The organism is Blautia sp. AM29-29 (assembly GCF_003480555.1).
GTDB classification, from domain to species: Bacteria; Bacillota; Clostridia; order Lachnospirales; family Lachnospiraceae; genus Fusicatenibacter; species Fusicatenibacter saccharivorans.
In genome coordinates this window covers 28693-47596 of sequence record NZ_QUJD01000020.1, presented here as the reverse complement: position 1 = coordinate 47596, position 18904 = coordinate 28693, and the positions used below count along the sequence as shown (strand labels likewise).

Here is an 18904-nt window from a genome sequence, read left to right as displayed (position 1 = left end):
CTGTTCTTTTTATTTCGCTGCGGCACTTGCCCAAAACGCTCTATTTCTTCCCGCAACCCATTTATTTTCTTTCACACAGTAGCTTCCTCTTAAACGAATATCTTCTGAAGAACTTCCGACCTCTACTGCATATCGTCCTTTTTCCACTTTCCAGTGCATATCAATGTCCAGAAAAGCCATTTGATCCGTTTTCACCTCAAAGCATACCGTTTTCTTTTCGCCCTTTCGCAGGTGAATGCGCTTAAAACCTGCCAGTTCTTTTACTGGTCTTGTCAGGCTGGCATATTCATCTCGTAAATAAAGCTGGACAACCTCATCTCCTTCACAGCTTCCCGTGTTCTCAACAGCGCAGGAGATCTGAACCGTATCTGCTGCCTTTTCATTTCCCATCGAGATATGTAAATCCGAATATGTAAATGTTGTATACGACAGTCCGTATCCAAAATAATATCTCGGTCTGTGCGGCATATTCACATAATTGGCAAAACCGATACTGCCGCTCTGATCCCAGGAGGAACCATATGGATGATTGTAATAAACCGGAAGCTGTCCCACTCCATAAGCAACGGTAACCGGAAGTTTTCCTCCCGGATTATATATTCCGGTTAAAATATCAACTACTGCTTCTGCTCCTGTTTCTGATGGACTCCATGCTTCCAGAATAGCATCTAAATATTCCTCTGCAGCATCACTGGAAATCGGTCTTCCATCAAAGTGAACGCCAACCAATGGTTTTCCAAGCTGCGCAGCCTTGCGAATAAATGCATCCTGACATTTTGGAAGGTTAATATCAGTACTGTCAATTCCTTCTCCCATTGATGCCATGGAACACGTTCCGTGCTTACCGCCAAGCGTCAGTATCACAATGTCTGCCTGCTTTGCTGCCTGCAGCGCTTCTTCAAAATGACTTTCGTCGTTTCCTGCAATCGGATAGCCATATGCATATAAAATCTCACTTTCCGGAAAGCGGATTTGGAATTCTTCATACAGATTTCTGCATTGCGGTTTCTGTCTTTTCAGGATCTGATCAAACTGCTCTGTCTCATCAGACTGAATATTGGTTCCCGGAACCGTAATAATCTCATCTGCATCTGCCTGTACAACTCCGCTTACACCTGCAATAGAATTGGCAATCGCATAGGTAGACTCCATCATACACATATGTGTGTATCCACCAAACATTTTTCTGGCATACCCGGCATGCGGTCCGATCACCGCGATTTTTTTCCCTTTTGCCGCAATCGGCAATACGCCGTCATTTTTCAGCAGTACCATGGATTCTCTGGCCGACCGCAGGGAAGTGTTCCTGTCTGCTTCCTGCATTACAAGAGCATGAAGCTCTTTTCCTTCCAGCGCATAGGGATTTTCAAATAAGCCCATTCTGAATTTTCCCTCCAGAACCCGCAAAACCGCTGTATCCAAAATATGGATATCCAGTTTTCCACTTGAAAACATCTCTTTTAATTTCTCATTATAGCCAGTACAGGACGGCATCTCGATATCCATTCCCGCATGAAGACACATCGCACCGGCTTCTTCAAATGTTTCTCCAATATGATGTACACTATGCGCATTTCCCACTGCACCGTAATCGCTGATGCACATGCCGTCAAATCCCATTTTTTCCCGAAGCAGTTTCGTAAGCATGTTATGAGAAGCAGATACATCTTCTCCATTCACAGCGCAATAACAAGGCATAATACCTTTCAGATCTGACTCTGTGATTGCTGCCTGGAAAGGTTTTGCAAACACTTCTTCTAAAAGTCGCGTCGGCGTTTCGCTGTGTGTTCCATGAATTCCACCCTGCGAATTATGAAAAGCCACAAAATGTTTTGCCACACTTTCTGCTTTTCTTGAAGCAACTGTATTCTTTTGTATTCCTTTCGTATACGCTGCCCCCATCGCACTTACAAGGGAAGCATCTTCTCCATAACTTTCTCCAAAACGGCCCATACGCGGATCTCTTGCCACATCCAGAACCGGTGCCAGTATATGGGTAATACCACAGGCCGTTTCCTGTCTGCTCACAATTTCTGCAATCTGTTCTTCCAGCTTGGGATCAAAGCTTGCTCCCCTGCCAATCCCAGACGGAAAACTGGTGGAGTCCTGAATGAAGGCCCCGCACAATCCTTCCATATGAAAGATTGCCGGTATTTGATGGGCACTGTTTTCCATCACAATCTTCTGCACTTTTCTCTGCCATGCAGCCACTTCATCAAGTGTCTCCATCCTGCGCATTTCCAGCGTGCTTACTTCTCCCATTCCGTATTTTGTCTCCTGCTGAATTTTTTCAAAGTTATAGGCATCCTGATCAAAAGGAAAAACACAGTTAATCTGTGCCATCTTTTCGTCAAGGCTCATTTCTTTGAGCAGAAGAGAGGCTCTTTCTTTGGCACCCAGTGTATGATCCCTATATGATTTCATTTAAATACGCTCCCCTTTCTCAAATAACTTCAGAACATGTAACAATCTTGCAACACTCCTTTCCAGATCTTTTCTGGTAATCCGTCTCTCCTGATAGGCCTGCAAAATCTGCCGGATCACCGGCGGGCCACCCGGCATCACGATATCATTTCCCGCTGCCACAGCATCGCCGCCATCTGCGACAATATCCATATCGCCCCAGTCAGTAACGACAACACCATCAAAGTTCCATTCTTCCCGTAAAATATGCGTACACAAATCTCGATTTCCAGCTGCAAGAACCCCATTAATTTTATTAAACGATGTCATAATAAAAGATACTCCGGCATCTCGAACCAACATTTCAAAAGGTTTCAGATAAAGTTCCCGCAATGCACGTTCCGTAAGGATGGAATCTACCGCATCGTACCGCTTCTTCGCACTTCCTCTTCGATACGTTTCCTGTTCATTCACGGCAAAATGTTTGGGGCAGACGCGGACAGGATGATTTTCCTGAACGCCCTTTGTAATCTGGACCGCACAGATTCCGGTCAGATAAGGATCCTCCGAAAAATATTCAAAATTTCGCCCGCAAAGCGGATTCCGGTGCAGATTGACTGCTGGTGCCAGCCATACGTCAACCGCTTTCTTTTCGCACTCTGCGCCAACCGCATTTCCAAACGCTTCCCACAGTTCTTTATTGAATGCGCAGGAAATCAGCATAGCCGTTGGCCAGGCCCCCGTTCCCACACCTGCCGGTCCATCTTTATAAAAAATGGAATGAATACCTTTTTCTGGCATAGCCGGGGAGACATATCCTTTTGCTCCGACTGGATGATCGTTTTTGGTCAGTGGATTTCCCTGACCATCCAATATAGTTTCCGGCTGTTCCTGTTTGCTGAACGCTGCAAATGGAATCCCAGGTCCATACCCCACACACAATGCAGCCAGCTGTTCGATACTGAAATTTTTTACTTGTTCCATTTCATCCCGTAAAAGATCATATCTTTCCTGCTCTTTTAAACCATCGGTCTCTTCTTTTTTCTTTTCATGCATTCGGACCTTTTTTCGTCCTTCTCTTGCAGATAGTACCTGCAAATGCTCTACATTGCAGTTTTGTACGCAAAGACGATTCACACATTTTTTAATTATGTAATCTTCTCTTATCTGGATTTCTCCTGCAAAAATTGTCTCACGGGATGAATTTCCGATAAAAAACTGATATTTTCCCTTTTCCAGGATATATGATGCAGATGTCTCAACATATCCTGCCAGATCCTGCATGGATATTCGAATCGAAATATTCTGCTTCTCCCCCGGAGCAAGAAGTCTCGTTTTTGCAAAGCCTTTTAATTCTTTTTCCGGTTTTTCCGACTCTGTACCAGAACAGGACAAATAAAGCTGTATCGTTTCTTTTCCTGCATAATTTCCGGAATTTGTTACCTCCGTAATAAATTCCAGCTCTTCTTTTTCCTGTTTCATCTCTTTCGGAAGAATCGTAAACGATGTGTAAGACATTCCATATCCAAAGGGGTACAATACCTGTTTCCGAAAAGTATCAAAATAGCGATACCCCAGATAAATGTCTTCCTGATACACCGTTACCGGGCTTTTCGTATATCCTGTACTTCCATTTGCCTTTGCATCCAGTCCATAATTTTCGTAAGTTAAAATTTCATCTTCCTGTTCTTTATTCCAGGTGAAATTTTCTGCTGTCGGGTAGTCTTTGAAAGACTCTGCCATGGAAAAGCTTAATTTGCCAGATGGATTCACAGCCCCCGTCAAAATATCAGCTAATGCTCCGCAGCCTTCTTCGCCCGGAATTCCCAGAAACACCACGGCCTTGATTGCGGAATAGGCGTTCACCCACTGCATATCGATCATTCCATTAATATTCAGTACAACGATCACATGTGGAAAAACACAGCACACCTGTTCCAGCAGTTCTTTTTCGGATTCGGTAAGTTCATAATCACCTTCGATGTGTCTGTCACATTCTTCCCCACCGGCATTCCTTCCCAGCACAAAAACAGCGGTATCGGTAAACTCCCTGGCTTTTTGCATCAGCTGCTCCGGAATGTGATACTCTGTCCACATCGGCTGATATTTTCCAAAGATCTCATACATAAAACCACAGTTCATATTTTCTACATTTGTAATATCAATACCGTCAATCACAAACTTTTCCGATTCGTTTTTTTGATGGCTGGTGTAAAATTGTTTTAACCCTGCTTCTGCACAGATTCCTCTTTTTTCACATTCACATAAGAGATTCTTGTTTGCAAGGGATTTGGATGCTCCCGAACCGTTTCCCGAAAAAATGGTTTCTATCTGTGCCCGTCCCAAAAAAGCCACCTTTTTTTCTTTTAATGGCAAGATCTGCTCTTCATTTTTCAAAAGAACAATTGATTCTTCCACAAGTTCCTGAAAAATACTTTTTTTCATCTTTTTTCCTTTCTTTCTGCTGATGTCTTCATAAACAAGCCTCTTTTGTCTATTTACGCAATATAACATGGACTTCATGCATTTTTCCATCCTTGAAATCAGGCAGCACAAACCCATCTGCTTTGTCGGACATATCGCAAACTGCTCCGTCTGTCTTAATTTCAAGCACTCCTTTTTCCAGATGATCTGGATTTTCGATGATTACATGATAATCAGCACCTCGAAAATGTCTGGTCACTTCTGCCTTTTCCCATTCTTTCGGCAGACACGGATCGATCCGCAGTCCATCGTAATCCCGTTTGATTCCGAGGATTCCTTCGTACAATCCCATCATGCACCACGCAGAAGTTCCCGTTGTCCAGGACTGGTAGGATCTTCCATAATATCCGGGATTAGTAGAATAACAGTTTGTAAAAACATATGGTTCTGCTCCGGATTGCATGGATGGATTTTTATCACTGTCCGGCATAATTTTTTTCAGTGTTTCGAATGCTTTGCTTCCTCTCCCCACCTTGCAGTCCATCAGAATTTTAAACCCTGTAGCATGACAGTATACGCCACCATTTTCAAACAATCCTGGCAGCATGCCGGACATTCTCCCTACATTGGGCGAATACTTCTGATACGGCGGAAGATTTAACGGAAATCCAAAATCATGCTCCATGGAATCCACTGCTTTTAATATCTTTGGTAATTTCTCTGCATCTGCAACATCTCCTAAAACAGCCCATGTCTGCGCGTTCAGATAAATTTTGCTTCCTTCGCTGTTTTTGGAACCAATATTCTCCACATCACTTAACGCCCGCATGTACCACGCTCCATCCCATGCATATGCATTAATGCTGTTTCGTAAGATACGATATTCCTCTGCTATTTTTCCGGCATATACCTGATCGCCTTTTTTCTTCAGTAATGCTTCTAATTCCTTCAGTGCTAGGCAGAACTGATGGGAAAGCATTACGGATTCCGCATATTCATCCGTTGTAACATTGAGTGCATCATTCCAGTCTGCAAAATAAATCCGCACCAGTCCATGCTTTCCTTTATCCTGCAGCAATCGATTCACAGCCGCTTTCACATGATCCAGAACAGCCGCCTTCCCTCCATCCTGCCATTCAATCTCCAGATCCAGGATAGAAAAGTCTCCCGTTTCTTTTATCAGCTGGCAGACAGCCCATATGATCCAGAACGGCTGATCGGAATACCGGGTATCATCATAAGGATACCACGTAAGAACTCCATGACCATCCCGAAACTGATGGCGAAGACATTCCAGAATCTCTTTTTTTGCTGTTTCCTGCCGATAGTTTAACAGGCCAACTGCAATCTGAAGATTATCGCGGACTCCTTTTTTCCCGACAATGCAAAAATCTACCTGTTTTTTCACCCAGTTATTCATCATGTGATTGATTTTTTCATCCGGCGTTTCCACGGTCAGCGAACGATATTTTTCCAGATAATGCGTTTCTGCTTTTTCAAGTTCCTTTTCCACAACTGCAGAATTGGAAAACTTTTCCGATACCGCCCTTGCCTCTTCAAGTGATTCACTGATTCCAAATACAAACTGTAATTCTTTTTCTTCTCCTGGCTGTAGCACAATTTTATGCTGCAGCACACCGCCCAGAATAAAAAGGGCCGCTTTGGAATTTGTACAGTCTTTTCCCTTTACGACAATGTCCGGTCTCTGGAAGAGCGCGCTTGCTGATGCATCCAGCCTTGTTATGGTACTGGTTGTCCCGCAAAATGCTTCCAGATTTCCATCATATGCGTATGCCGGCTCTGATGCTGCCAGAAATGCGTTGTATCTTTTGTGCGGTGCGAAAGGATGTGCGGATCTGCAATATACACCCTTTAACTTTTCATCATAATCTGTTTCTATACAACGATACATTTCATAATATCGCGGATAAGAAAAGCCCTCCAGATAAAAGCTGACTGCTGAAAATATGCTGAGATGGCGCTGTCTTTCCCCTGTATTTTTTATTTTCAAAGTCCACACTTCCTGGTATCCTTCTTCCGGTACAAACAGCTGCCAGGAACTTGCAATATTCTGATAAGAAGACTGGATTCTGGAAGATCCAATGCTGTGTACGCACTGATAATTTTCTACTTCCGTATTTAATGGACCTTCGCCAATATTCCAGCATTCTTTGCTTTTCTCGTCTCTTAGATAGATATATCTTGCATCGTCCTGATTCATCATACACATATCTGCTTTTTCACTGAGGTAATAGCTGCGCCCATGTCCTGTCTGGGAAATCTGCACACAGTAATGATTTTCATTCCACAGATAATTATACCAGTATCTTGGTGTTCTGGTTTCTGTTATAATGCAGGAATTTCCATCTTCTGAAAATGTATAAGGTTTCTTTTTTTCATTGCATAATGTATCGCTCATTTTCAATTCTCCTTACTTTTAACCTACAGAGCCTGCCACTGGCAGTTTCTGTAAATTGAATGACAACTGCAAAGTCGGTACAGTCTTTCCTGTACCGACCTTGTAGTTTCTCCGTTTATTTTTTCTCTTTTCTCGCAAGTACTTCTTCCCGCATCTTTGGTAATTTTTCTTCCAGATCAAATCTGGTAAAAATCAGGAACATAGCCAGGTTTACAACCAGCGGAAGATAGTTGGAAAATCCATAAATCGAATATCGCATGGAAGCAGTTGCACTTTCCAGCGATGCCTGATATCCGCCAATGGCAAGAAATGCGGATAAGATAACAGATCCAAGGCCGCTTCCCACTTTACTTCCAAATCCTATGGCTCCGCCCGACATTGCAACTAATTTCTTTCCATATTTCCATTCGTTATAATCTACCGTCATTGCTGTTAATACGCCGTACAGACACATCAGTGGAATCTGGATAAAGCTCGCCACAAGGCTGGTTGCTGCATAAACCATAAAGTTTTCCGGAATAAAGCAGCGGATCAGGGATGGAATGGCAGCTCCCATTAACCCAAGCTGAATTGTTTTTGTAACACCCAGCTTCGAAATGATCGGCTTGGAAACCACAAATCCGATTACCGTTGCCAGCATACCTGCCGCTCCTATGACTGCAACAAGATTATCGTTGCCAAAAATCCATTTTGCATAGTATGTACCCGAGGCTGCTGCCACTGCAGCGGTAATATTGGTAATCAAATTGAACAGAAGAACGATCACCCAGTATTTATTCTGCAATAACATTTTTATAGCATCTTTAAATGGAACTGCTTCCTCTTCTTCTGTTTCTGTCGGTGCTGTTTCTGATGCGTTTTCCGATTCGCTTTCATAATCCGAAGCAAATTTTGCTTTTCTTCCATTGTTGTAGCAGATCAGGAAAAGTAATAAAACGCCAAGTGCAAGCGCAACACCATATTTGATCCATGCACTCTGTGTACCACCCAGCATATTGGTTACCGGAATTGTGATAATAGCAATGATTGTTCCGGCACCGTAGTTTCCGACTGCACGGAACAGCCCCATATTGCTTCGCTCACTCTGGCTGTGGGTACGCACAATCATAACCGCTGAAAACGGTGTGGCAATCATAGTATAAATAACTGCTGTTAAAAGAAGATTGGTAACCAGTACATAAATCAATGCCACTGTCTGTCCTGCCTGAATCGGGACCGTAAACATCATAATGATGATGACTGCTGCAGGAATCGCCATTTTCAGCATCCAGGAGTAATATTTCTTATTTCCACCTTTGGAGTGGTCAATCATATTTCCCACAAGAACGTCCGTCAGTGCATCTATAATCTTAGCGATCATCATCGCAATTCCGACTCCGCCTACCGCCATGCCGACTTTATCTGTATAAAAGTAAGTAAGCTGACCAACCAGATTGGCCATCACGCCTATCGCTAACTGACCTCCCATATCAGCCATATAATCTCTTTTTCTCATAACTCTTCTTGCCCCGTCTGCATCATAGAGGACTTTTTGTTTCTTTTTTCCCATATCTTTTTCTCCCATCGTTTTTTACAGCCGCTGTTTTATACTTGTATTCTATCAAGTATTTTGTTTCTTTTATTACATATAGCAATTTAATATTATATATTTGGGCATTCTTTTTTTGTTTTTAAATTATATTGAACACTTGGAAGATTGCCTGACAGAAGAAAACATACTCCTTTTTCTGTCTCTTTTCCTTCTATTCTTCCAATTTCATTTCCCATTGGATCTAATGCTGTAAGAACGGCCTCCTTAGCTTTTACGTAGATTCTTCCTTCCAGCGTTTCGGCATATAATTTTCCCTGAAAGTGTACTGCAGTAAACGGAAAGCCCATCATCTGTGCACCTTCCTGATACGTTGTCTTGTCCATTCCCGTTGTTCCCATCGCAGTGATCACAAATTCCTCTGCCTGCTCCAGTTTTTCCTTTCCCACTGGAAGAAGTGCCAGCGTAATCCGCTCATTTTCTGACTGGATCTCAATTTTTTCAGACAGCCGCAGACTTTCTGCTGGGCTTCCACTGAAATATCCGCAATACGGTGTATGAATTACGAACCGGGCATGTGCCGGATCAAACACCAGCTCTTTTGTATCAGAAATCAGTTTTCCATCTACCAGACCACATTCCTCCGAAAGTATCTTCCATTCTTTCATTGCCCGGTCAAGAATTGCAGCAAATTCACGATAATCTCCTGTGCCTGCGATTTTCTGAATTTCATCAAAGACAAGTGCCTGTGCTCCCAGATACACGCCTTCTCGTATCTCTTCTGCATTCTTCGCTGCCTGTTTCAGCCTGTTGTGGTCTTTATATTTCCGCCATGCGTCACGATACGGTGACCATGCATAATACACACCGTGTTCTGCCTCCGAGAGATCTGCCCCATTCAAAAATCCTGCGTTCACTGCAACAGCCGCGTCTCCCTGATAGGTATCCCCTCCGTCCAGGAATACATTTCGCATACATGTGATGTAAGGTAAAAAAGTAGTTGGCATTGCGTGCATTTTCGGCAGTGTTTTCAAATCGTTCTGTGTATATACGACATCTACACGATTTTTAGCCGCCGATACCAGCCCTTTGAGAAATACAGATGCCATAAATCCCCACTGACAGATAACCGCCGGATCATTATATACATCAAAAACACTCCAGATTTCATCGTCCGGCTGATCGTCCGCCTTTTCCGACGTATGATAATTGTATAAAATCAGTCCGTCCCAGTCGTTCAAGCATGCATAGGCAACCGTGTGCACATATGCTGTCGAATGGAAAGGATGTTCCCCATATTCGTTCCACTCACTGAGCATGAAAGGCTTTCCTTTTACAATGGCAACGGAAGCAAGATTTAAAAGTGTTGTTGCCATAGAACCAACTCCTGTCTGCATGGTCAGCGGGTTCGTTGACACATATTCGGCCGGCCCTGCAACCAGATAGGTATTTGCCTCCTGGATCGGAAGCAGCGGGTGATTAAAATAGCTGTTATTTTCCATAAAATCCCCGTCGGTATGGCCATATACATCCGCTGCACCGGCAACCAGATTGCTTGTCACGATCGGAACTTTTACTCCAAGGGAATGAAGATAATCTTTCATATCCTGATAAAAATTACGATTCATCGTAATGCCAAATTCCATAAAATCAGCATAGCGGGCCGGACTTTCATTTTCTTCCCATTTTCCCAAAGGGTCGCATTCCGGCTGATAGAAATTACCTGCGGCTCCCTGCACAGTTCCTTTCTCCGGATCTTCTTCCTCGCCAAGCGCACATTTTCCTTCAAACGTCCATGCTTCTTTCAGACGCTCTCTTGTTCCATATTTCATCAAGAGGAAGCTGTTAAAACGATTTTGTACCTCATCCCGATATGGCTGCATCTCTTCCCGCTGATCCGTTTCCATCGTTCCTTTAATCGCAGAATCTTCATTATTGATCTGAACCGTGATCACCGCCGGATCGTCAATCAGTGCAAGACCTGTATAAGGATTCACATGACAGAGAATCTTTCTGGCATATTCTTTTTGCAGCTCTATCATCCGTTTATTGTACATGGGAAAACGTTTGATGCAGCTTCCCGCATTTCCTGGGTAGTCCAGTCCATCTCCTTCTACAAAATCTCTTGCAACGATAAGATCAATGTGAAGGTAAATACCCCGCTCTTTCAATTTTGCGACAAAATAGTCAAATCGATCCAGACCTTCCGGATGAAATTCTCTCCCGTTTCCTTTTTCATAATCTAAAAGTGGAGCTTCTTTACAGCTGGACCAGCTGCGTGGTTCTTCGCTGATTGGGGCATCTGCTGCATGGAGCCGAATCACATTCACGCCCAGGCTCGCAAAACGTTCCGCCAGTTTCTCTGCGGTTTCATGATCCGGGGTATTTGATCTTGCAGCCACATTAAACCCAAGAAATTTTGCCCTTACACCATCTTCAAAATAAAAATGGCCATTCCTTGTCGTTACAAATCCATGTTTTCCAGCTGGTGCATCCAAAAGATAAGAATAATCGAGAACACCTTTATTTGGATTCGTTTTATTAATTTTAATCGGTTGTCTCATGCGTATGATCCGCCTTTCCTTTTTTCTAATCGCACTTTATCAAAAATGAAAGGAAAGATATTACATAAAAACATACAAAATTATATGTTTTCGTATTGTTATTTTTCTTTTTCCATTTTATACTTTAAATTTGGAAGTGAAGGAATCGTGAATTGCTTTGCAGAAACTTTCAAACGAAAATTTGATCCACTGCATCCCACAGATACCAGGAGAATATCATATGAATTATGTTACTTTTTGTAAAAATTACTATGCCGTTACAGGAATTCCTACGAATCTAATTACTGAAGCAGGAGCTATTTACTCTGCTTTATCAGAACAGCTCCACATCTCAACAGAGAGTCCTTATCCGCTTTATCCATCCGATTATAATCCCGAATTTCGTTTTGCATCTCCCGACATTGTATATGGCTCTGTCCAAATTGAAGCTACTGGTGAATATATCATCTTAGGCCCGGTTTTTTCCGTTCCTGTGACAGATGAGCTCGTCCGCAGTTATATGCATGACTCTGCCACGCCCCTGAAGTACAAGGAAGTAATCGCTGAGGCTCTCGCCTCCATTCCCCGGTTATCACATATCCAATTTTGTCAGCATCTTGTTTTCCTGCATCAATGTGTGAACCACAAGGAAATCAGTGTGTTGAAATTATTGGGACAGCGTGCACCCCAGCAATTGCGGCAGAGCCAGCAGCATTTGAAATCCATTACAGAAAATATGGAAAATAAAAAGATGCATAACACTTACCAGTTTGAATGCGAACTTTTTCAGTTTGTTCAAAACGGAAATGTAAATGCTTTGCAGAATTTTTTGAAGAATAATACATTACAATTAGAAGAAGGCAGACTTGCAAAAACTCCGATTCGCCATGCCAAAAATCTTTTTATCGTGACAGCAATCAAAACCGCTGTTCTTGGTGCCATTCCGGGAGGAGTAGATATTGAAAAAACATATCAGCTTCTGGATCTTTATATTCAGGAATGCGAGGCACTGCAGTCACTGGAAAAAATCCAGGCACTGCAATACTCCATGATTCTGGATTTTTGTCAGCAGGCAGGTGAAACCAAAATCCCTGCTGGAATCTCAAGAGAAGTTTATACCTGTATGAATTTTATCCGTACACATACAAATGAATCCATCTCTGTGAATGATGTCGCGGATTCCATTCAGAAAAGTACTTCCTACACGATGAAAAAATTCAAAACTGAGCTCGGCTTTACCATAGGTGCTTTCATTACAAGATGTAAATTAGAAGAAGCTAAAATGCTTTTAACCTACAGTACAAAAAGTCTGGCTGAAATCAGCAGTTATCTCTGCTTTTCCAGCCAGCCTCATTTTCAGAGTTTATTCAAAAAACAGTATCATATGACTCCTTTAGAATATCGGAAAAAATCCGGTGTAATGGATACTATACGGCTTTAGTTTATCCTTTCCAGAGGCCCATTACAAAAAACTCACCTGCCGTTTTATCTTTTGTATGAAAACAGCAGATGAGGTTTTTGCTAAGAATGAACATCAGTGCAGATGATAAACCAGTTTCACAAACGCCGGATCATCATGGTTTACAATTTCACTGTGTCCGAGATCTTTGTAAAACAGAACATAAAAAAAGCTTTCAATCCTTGTTTCAATCCCTCTGAGTTCATCATACAATCTGTCGTTTCACCCCTTATTTTCTGACATTTCTGTGGAAATATACTTTTTTCTTCCTCCTTCATTGCGAATCTTTCCGGGAAATGCTATAATAGCCAAAGTTGAAAGCGCGAAATCCGAAGCATTTGCAAGCTGCTCCGGAAAAAAAGACCATCCCCCGGACAAAAAGAGAGGGGATATGTCCATCCTACGGGACATAAGAAAGGAGTTATTCTATGCCTTATGATGACGTACAAAAATTTTCAGAGGCAGCCGTAAACAAAGCAAGGCTGCTGAAAGAACACCCGGGGAAATACTTTCTCCGTGCAGTCATGGCCGGTTTCTTTATCGTGGTTGCCATGATTTTCTCCAACGTGGTAGGCAATACGTTCCAGAGTACAGATCCTGCCTGGGGAAAACTGCTTGGCGGTATTGTGTTTGCCATTGCGGTTCTGCTGATCGTTTTTATCGGTGCAGAGCTTTTCACCGGAAACAATCTTGTTATGGCATTTGGGGCCTATGACAAAAAGGTCTCCTGGGCACAGGTTGGAAAAGTATGGCTGGTAAGCTACATCGGAAACTTTGTCGGATGCCTGATTCTCTCCGTAATTTTCGTACTGGCAGGTGCTTCCGGTACTGCCGATTATTACGCAGGATTTATTGGAAATAAACTTTCCATTCCTGCCGGAGAAATGTTTTTCCGTGCCATTCTCTGCAACTTCTTCGTCTGCCTTGCCGTTGCCTGCGGCATGAAATGCAAAAATGAAGTTGCCAAATTTTTCATGATTATACTTTGCATCACCGGATTCGTTGTTGCCGGTTTTGAACACTGCGTTGCCAACATGGCCACCTTTGTTACCGCTGCACTTCTGGTCCCAGGCGGCATTTCTCTGACTGCCGCATTGAAAAGTATGGTCATTGTAACTATAGGAAACGCAATAGGAGGCGGTGTGCTCCTTGCCTGGCCGCTTCGAATGATGAGTGCAGATAAATGACAAAATCTTTATACATTGCGGAAAAACCGAGCGTTGCTCAGGAGTTCGCAAAAGCGTTAAAACAGAATATGCAGCGCAGGGATGGATACTTAGAGTCGGATCAGTCCGTCGTAACCTGGTGCGTCGGTCACCTGGTTACGATGAGCTATCCGGAAAAATATGATCCTGCGTTAAAAAGGTGGAGTCTCGAGACCCTGCCTTTTTTGCCTGAAAACTTCAAATATGAAATTATCCCGGAAGTAAAAAAGCAGTTCACCATTGTGAGTAACCTGCTCCACCGGGAGGATATTGAAACCATTTATGTCTGTACCGACTCCGGGCGTGAGGGAGAATACATCTATCGTCTCGTCGCGCAGATGGCCGGTATCAAAGACAAGAAACAGAAGCGTGTCTGGATCGACTCGCAGACAGAAGAAGAAATCCTGCGCGGTATCCGCGAAGCGAAGGACGAAAGTGAATACGACAATCTTTCGGCATCCGCTTATCTCCGCGCCAAAGAAGATTACCTGATGGGCATTAACTTTTCCCGTCTTCTCTCGCTCAAATACGGAAGCGCTGTCGCATCGTATCTCGGCACTAAATATCAGTCTATTTCCGTCGGCCGTGTTATGACATGTGTGCTCGGCATGGTCGTACGCCGGGAGCGCGAAATCCGCAGCTTTGTGAAAACACCATTCTACCGTGTCATCGCCGGTCTTTCCTTAAATGGACGCAATTTTGAGGGGGAATGGCGCGCCGTAAAAGGCAGCCGCTACTTCAACTCTCCGCTTCTCTATAAGGAGAACGGCTTCCAGAAAAAAGAGGACGCACAGAAACTGATCGAGGAATTAAGCATGCAGAATCCTCTGATCCCGCATGTCCTGAAAATGGAGCGAAAAAAGGAAAATAAAAATGCGCCACTGCTTTACAACCTTGCGGAGCTGCAAAATGACTGTGCCCGCTTTTTCAAAATCAGTCCGGATGAAACGCTGAAAGTTGTTCAGGAGCTTTACGAGAAAAAGCTGGTTACCTATCCGCGAACCGATGCCCGTGTGCTTTCTTCTGCCGTTGCCAGGGAAATCAGCAAAAACCTGCGCGGCCTGCAGCAGTACGGTATCTGCAGCGGCCTTGCAAATGAAATTTTGCAGGGTGAAAGCTGGAAAAAGATTGGTTCCACCCGCTATACAAACGATAAACAGATTACCGATCACTATGCGATCATTCCGACCGGACAGGGCCTTAACAATCTGCGGAACCTCTCGGAACTCTCCGCAAAAGTTTATGAGACAATTGTCCGCCGTTTTCTCGGTATCTTCTATCCGCCGGCGGTCTATCAGAAAGTTGCTCTTGTCACCGAAATCGGCGGCGAGCAGTTTTTCTCCAACTTCCGCGTTCTCGTGCAGGAGGGCTATTTAAAAGCCATGCAGTATTCTTTCTTCCGTAAGAAAGAGGAGGACGATGAGGGCAGAAAGGAGGACGAGACGACTTGCGATCCCTCTTTTCTTGCAGCGCTGTCCCAGCTGCAGAAAGGCAGCGAGCTGAATCTTCTCGGCCTTTCTATCAAGGAAGGAGAAACCTCTCCGCCAAAACGCTACACCTCCGGTTCGATGATCCTTGCAATGGAAAATGCCGGACAGCTCATTGAAGACGAGGAGCTGCGCGAACAGATTAAGGGAAGCGGCATCGGAACAAGTGCGACGCGTGCTGAGATTCTGAAAAAGCTTGTCTTTATCAAATATCTTGCTCTGAACAAAAAGACGCAGGTTATCACCCCGACACAGCTTGGCGAAATGATCTACGACGTCGTACACCAGTCGATCCGCCCGCTTCTGAATCCGGAGCTGACGGCAAGCTGGGAAAAGGGACTTACCTATGTAGCGGAAGGCTCCATTACCTCCGAGGAATATATGGGAAAACTGGAAAACTTTGTGACACGCCACACGGTAAATGTGAAGCAGCTGCGGAATCAGTTCCAGCTAAAGAGCAGCTTTGATGCGTCCGCGCCGTATTACAGAAAAGCCTCCTCCACGCGCTCCCGTACCGGGAAACGTACCGCTGCAGAAGACTCCTCTGCAAAGTCCTATTCCACCGCCGGAAAAAAGGGCGCACAGAACTCCTGAAATGTGGTAAGATAAACAGGAACTAAAACAAGAAAGGATGAATCACACATGAAAGATGCAACCATTTCTGAACTTTATGATTTAACCCAGACCATTGCCGCAAAAATCTTTGAAGGCAAAACGTATCCATGGGAAGTGCTTCCGCTCATTAAAGATTTTATTCTTGAACTCGGCGAAACACTCGATCCGGCAGAATACGAAAAACGCGGCGAAAATGTCTGGATCGCAAAAGATGCCGTGATCGCACCGACCGCTTCCATTAACGGCCCATGCATCATTGGAAAAGGCGCTGAGATCCGTCAGTGTGCCTTTATCCGCGGAAACGCCATCGTCGGCGAAGGCGCTGTCGTTGGAAACTCCACCGAACTGAAAAATGTCATTCTCTTTAATAAAGTACAGGTTCCGCATTACAACTATGTCGGCGACTCTGTTCTTGGATACAAAGCCCATATGGGTGCCGGTTCCATTACTTCCAATGTAAAATCCGATAAGAAGCTCGTTGTTGTCAAAGGCGCAGATGAACAGATCGAAACCGGACTGAAAAAATTCGGTGCGATGCTCGGCGATGAAGTCGAGGTCGGCTGTAACAGCGTATTGAACCCGGGAACGGTTGTCGGAAGAAATTCCAACATTTATCCACTTTCCTGTGTTCGCGGTGTGATCCCGTCAGGTCATATTTTTAAGAATGCGAAAGAAATTGTCAAAAAAATCTGATAATTAAAAAAATTCTCTTTTATCGAGAGAAAACCAAACCGATTGATTTAAAAGACCGCCGGAAATTTTATCGTTTTCCGGTGGTCTTTGCAATTTTTTATCAAAATATGCTGGACGAATGACCAATTTTGTGAGACAATAACCATAGGTCTGTGAACAGGCTGGAAACAGTCCGTTCGAAAGACAAAAGCTCAAATAAGTACATATTTGAAAGGAGTTTAACAATGACTTATTCACACGAAGTAGAAATGATGTGTCCGGTTGCCCAGGGCGTGCATCACGGTGCAGCTCCGATTCCGGAGGAAGCAAAATGGGTAAAAGCAAAAGAAATCAAAGACATTTCCGGATTCACTCACGGTATTGGCTGGTGCGCACCGCAGCAGGGTACCTGCAAACTGACTCTGAACGTAAAAGAGGGCGTTATCCAGGAAGCTCTCGTTGAGACCATCGGATGTTCAGGAATGACTCATTCTGCAGCTATGGCATCTGAGATTCTGCCAGGACTTACCATCCTTGAGGCACTGAATACTGACCTTGTGTGTGATGCTATCAATACTGCTATGAGAGAGCTCTTCCTGCAGATCGTTTACGGAAGAAGCCAGAGTGCATTCTCCGAGGACGGACTGGTTGTAGGCGCAGGCCTGGAAGACCTTGGTAAAGGACTTCGTTCCCAGGTTGGTACCATGTACGGAACTCTTGCAAAAGGACCTCGTTACCTGGAGATGACCGACGGTTATGTAACAGGTATCGCTCTGGATGCAGATGATGAGATTATCGGTTACAAATTCATCAACTTCGGAAAGATGATGGACTTCATCAAAGCCGGCGATGATGCAAACACAGCTTTCGAAAAAGCAAGCGGACAGTACGGACGTGTTGCTGATGCTGTTAAGATCGTTGACCCGAGAAAAGAGTAATCAGATAATTTAGGAGGATAGAAAAATGGCTTTATTTGAATCATATGAAAGAAGAGAGAAACAGATTCTGGCTAAGCTTGCTGAGTACGGAATCAACTCCATCGAAGAAGCTGCAGAAGTTACAAAAGCTGCTGGCCTTGATGTATACAAAATGATCGAAGGCATTCAGCCAATCTGCTTCGAGAATGCAAAATGGGCTTACACTGTAGGCGCAGCAATCGCAATCAAAAAAGGATGCCGCAAAGCTTCTGAAGCTGCTGCAGCAATCGGTGAGGGACTTCAGTCCTTCTGTATCCCGGGTTCTGTAGCAGATCAGCGTAAAGTTGGTCTTGGCCATGGTAACCTTGGTAAAATGCTTCTGGAAGAGGACACCGAGTGCTTCGCATTCCTGGCTGGACATGAGTCCTTCGCAGCTGCTGAGGGTGCTATCGGTATCGCTGAAAAAGCAAACAAAGTACGTCAGAAACCTCTGCGTGTTATCCTGAACGGTCTTGGAAAAGACGCTGCTCAGATCATCGCTCGTATCAACGGCTTTACTTATGTAGAGACTGAGTATGACTACTACACCGGAGAACTGAAAGAAGTATTCAGAAAAGCATACTCCGATGGACCGCGTGCGAAAGTTAACTGCTACGGCGCTAACGACGTTCGTGAAGGCGTTGCTATCATGTGGAAAGAGAACGTTGACGTTTCCATCACCGGAAACTCCACCAACCCGACTCGTTTCCAGCATCCAGTTGCAGGTACCTACAAAAAAGAGCGTATCGAAGCTGGTAAAAAATACTTCTCCGTTGCTTCCGGCGGTGGTACAGGACGTACTCTTCACCCGGACAACATGGCAGCAGGTCCTGCTTCCTACGGTATGACCGATACTATGGGACGTATGCATTCTGACGCTCAGTTTGCAGGTTCTTCTTCTGTACCGGCTCACGTAGAAATGATGGGTCTGATCGGCGCAGGAAACAACCCAATGGTTGGTATGACTGTTGCTGTAGCTGTTGCTGTTGAAGAGGCAGCAAAAGCTGGCAAATTCTAAGATTAGCCAAACTTTGCGTAAATAAAATTATTTGAGCAAAAAAGAAGCGCCGCGGGAATTTTCCCGTATGGCGCTTCTTTTTTGCTGCTTTCGATATCCTGCAAAGTTGGGCGTGCAGATTGCAGGAACGATGTTTCAAACACATGCTATATTCTTTTGATCCATGCACAAAAAA

The 18904-nt window shown here is 44.1% G+C and carries 12 protein-coding genes; 7 read left to right on the top strand and 5 right to left on the bottom strand.

Translation table 11 applies throughout. From position 1 onward, the window contains the following. Nucleotides 1-9: 9 nt before the first annotated feature. From DW769_RS13690 to DW769_RS13670, 5 genes are all read right to left on the bottom strand, one after another. Nucleotides 10-2424, bottom strand: a complete 2415-nt coding sequence (locus tag DW769_RS13690; protein WP_118750506.1) for a glycoside hydrolase family 3 N-terminal domain-containing protein — start codon at nt 2422-2424, stop codon at nt 10-12. Continuing rightward, nucleotides 2425-4848: a glycoside hydrolase family 3 protein gene (locus DW769_RS13685; protein ID WP_118750515.1), complete on the bottom strand. Its 2424-nt coding sequence runs from the start codon at nt 4846-4848 to the stop codon at nt 2425-2427. It lies immediately after the preceding gene. 49 nt (nt 4849-4897) lie between these two features. Further along, nucleotides 4898-7246, bottom strand: a complete 2349-nt coding sequence (locus DW769_RS13680; protein WP_118750505.1) for a GH36-type glycosyl hydrolase domain-containing protein — start codon at nt 7244-7246, stop codon at nt 4898-4900. Between the two features lie 115 nt (nt 7247-7361). After that, a complete protein-coding gene (locus DW769_RS13675; protein ID WP_243105458.1) occupies nt 7362-8795 on the bottom strand; it encodes an MFS transporter in 1434 nt (477 codons plus the stop codon). 92 nt (nt 8796-8887) lie between these two features. Then, nucleotides 8888-11338, bottom strand: a complete 2451-nt coding sequence (locus DW769_RS13670; RefSeq protein ID WP_118750504.1) for a beta-galactosidase — start codon at nt 11336-11338, stop codon at nt 8888-8890. A gap of 220 nt (nt 11339-11558) precedes the next feature. On the opposite strand from DW769_RS13670, the gene DW769_RS13665 reads away from it, so the two are divergent. The 7 genes from DW769_RS13665 (at nt 11559) to DW769_RS17445 (ending at nt 18889) form a co-directional block, all read left to right on the top strand. Continuing rightward, complete coding sequence (locus DW769_RS13665; protein ID WP_022463022.1) at nt 11559-12758, top strand: helix-turn-helix domain-containing protein; 1200 nt, start codon at nt 11559-11561, stop codon at nt 12756-12758. A gap of 446 nt (nt 12759-13204) precedes the next feature. Then, complete coding sequence (locus DW769_RS13655; RefSeq protein ID WP_055228581.1) at nt 13205-13963, top strand: formate/nitrite transporter family protein; 759 nt, start codon at nt 13205-13207, stop codon at nt 13961-13963. Next, the gene (locus DW769_RS13650; protein ID WP_118750503.1) at nt 13960-16062 is read left to right on the top strand and encodes a DNA topoisomerase; all 2103 of its coding nucleotides are present in this window, start codon (nt 13960-13962) and stop codon (nt 16060-16062) included. The genes DW769_RS13655 and DW769_RS13650 overlap by 4 nt, the downstream gene beginning before the upstream one ends. Nucleotides 16063-16110: 48 nt before the next feature. Beyond that, nucleotides 16111-16776, top strand: a complete 666-nt coding sequence (locus tag DW769_RS13645; RefSeq protein ID WP_055228579.1) for an acyltransferase — start codon at nt 16111-16113, stop codon at nt 16774-16776. Between the two features lie 224 nt (nt 16777-17000). Then, nucleotides 17001-17693, top strand: coding sequence for an iron-sulfur cluster assembly scaffold protein (locus DW769_RS13640; RefSeq protein WP_022463018.1), 693 nt, complete (start codon nt 17001-17003; stop codon nt 17691-17693). A gap of 25 nt (nt 17694-17718) precedes the next feature. Further along, nucleotides 17719-18729 carry a GGGtGRT protein gene (locus DW769_RS13635; protein ID WP_022463017.1) on the top strand — a complete coding sequence of 337 codons (1011 nt, stop codon included), beginning with the start codon at nt 17719-17721 and terminating at the stop codon, nt 18727-18729. 67 nt (nt 18730-18796) lie between these two features. After that, nucleotides 18797-18889, top strand: coding sequence for a DUF6783 domain-containing protein (locus DW769_RS17445; protein WP_369123061.1), 93 nt, complete (start codon nt 18797-18799; stop codon nt 18887-18889). The last annotated feature ends 15 nt before the right edge of the window (nt 18890-18904 follow it).

What these genes read in the sequence shown, in the direction of transcription:
- DW769_RS13690 (WP_118750506.1), bottom strand. Translation starts at nt 2,424, where the DNA reads ATGAAATCATATAGGGATCATACACTGGGTGCCAAAGAAAGAGCCTCT.
- DW769_RS13675 (WP_243105458.1), bottom strand. Translation starts at nt 8,795, where the DNA reads ATGGGAAAAAAGAAACAAAAAGTCCTCTATGATGCAGACGGGGCAAGA.
- DW769_RS13635 (WP_022463017.1), top strand. Translation starts at nt 17,719, where the DNA reads ATGGCTTTATTTGAATCATATGAAAGAAGAGAGAAACAGATTCTGGCT.
- DW769_RS13645 (WP_055228579.1), top strand. Translation starts at nt 16,111, where the DNA reads ATGAAAGATGCAACCATTTCTGAACTTTATGATTTAACCCAGACCATT.
- DW769_RS13640 (WP_022463018.1), top strand. Translation starts at nt 17,001, where the DNA reads ATGACTTATTCACACGAAGTAGAAATGATGTGTCCGGTTGCCCAGGGC.
- DW769_RS13650 (WP_118750503.1), top strand. Translation starts at nt 13,960, where the DNA reads ATGACAAAATCTTTATACATTGCGGAAAAACCGAGCGTTGCTCAGGAG.
- DW769_RS13665 (WP_022463022.1), top strand. Translation starts at nt 11,559, where the DNA reads ATGAATTATGTTACTTTTTGTAAAAATTACTATGCCGTTACAGGAATT.
- DW769_RS13680 (WP_118750505.1), bottom strand. Translation starts at nt 7,246, where the DNA reads ATGAGCGATACATTATGCAATGAAAAAAAGAAACCTTATACATTTTCA.
- DW769_RS13655 (WP_055228581.1), top strand. Translation starts at nt 13,205, where the DNA reads ATGCCTTATGATGACGTACAAAAATTTTCAGAGGCAGCCGTAAACAAA.
- DW769_RS13670 (WP_118750504.1), bottom strand. Translation starts at nt 11,338, where the DNA reads ATGAGACAACCGATTAAAATTAATAAAACGAATCCAAATAAAGGTGTT.
- DW769_RS17445 (WP_369123061.1), top strand. Translation starts at nt 18,797, where the DNA reads ATGGCGCTTCTTTTTTGCTGCTTTCGATATCCTGCAAAGTTGGGCGTG.
- DW769_RS13685 (WP_118750515.1), bottom strand. Translation starts at nt 4,848, where the DNA reads ATGAAAAAAAGTATTTTTCAGGAACTTGTGGAAGAATCAATTGTTCTT.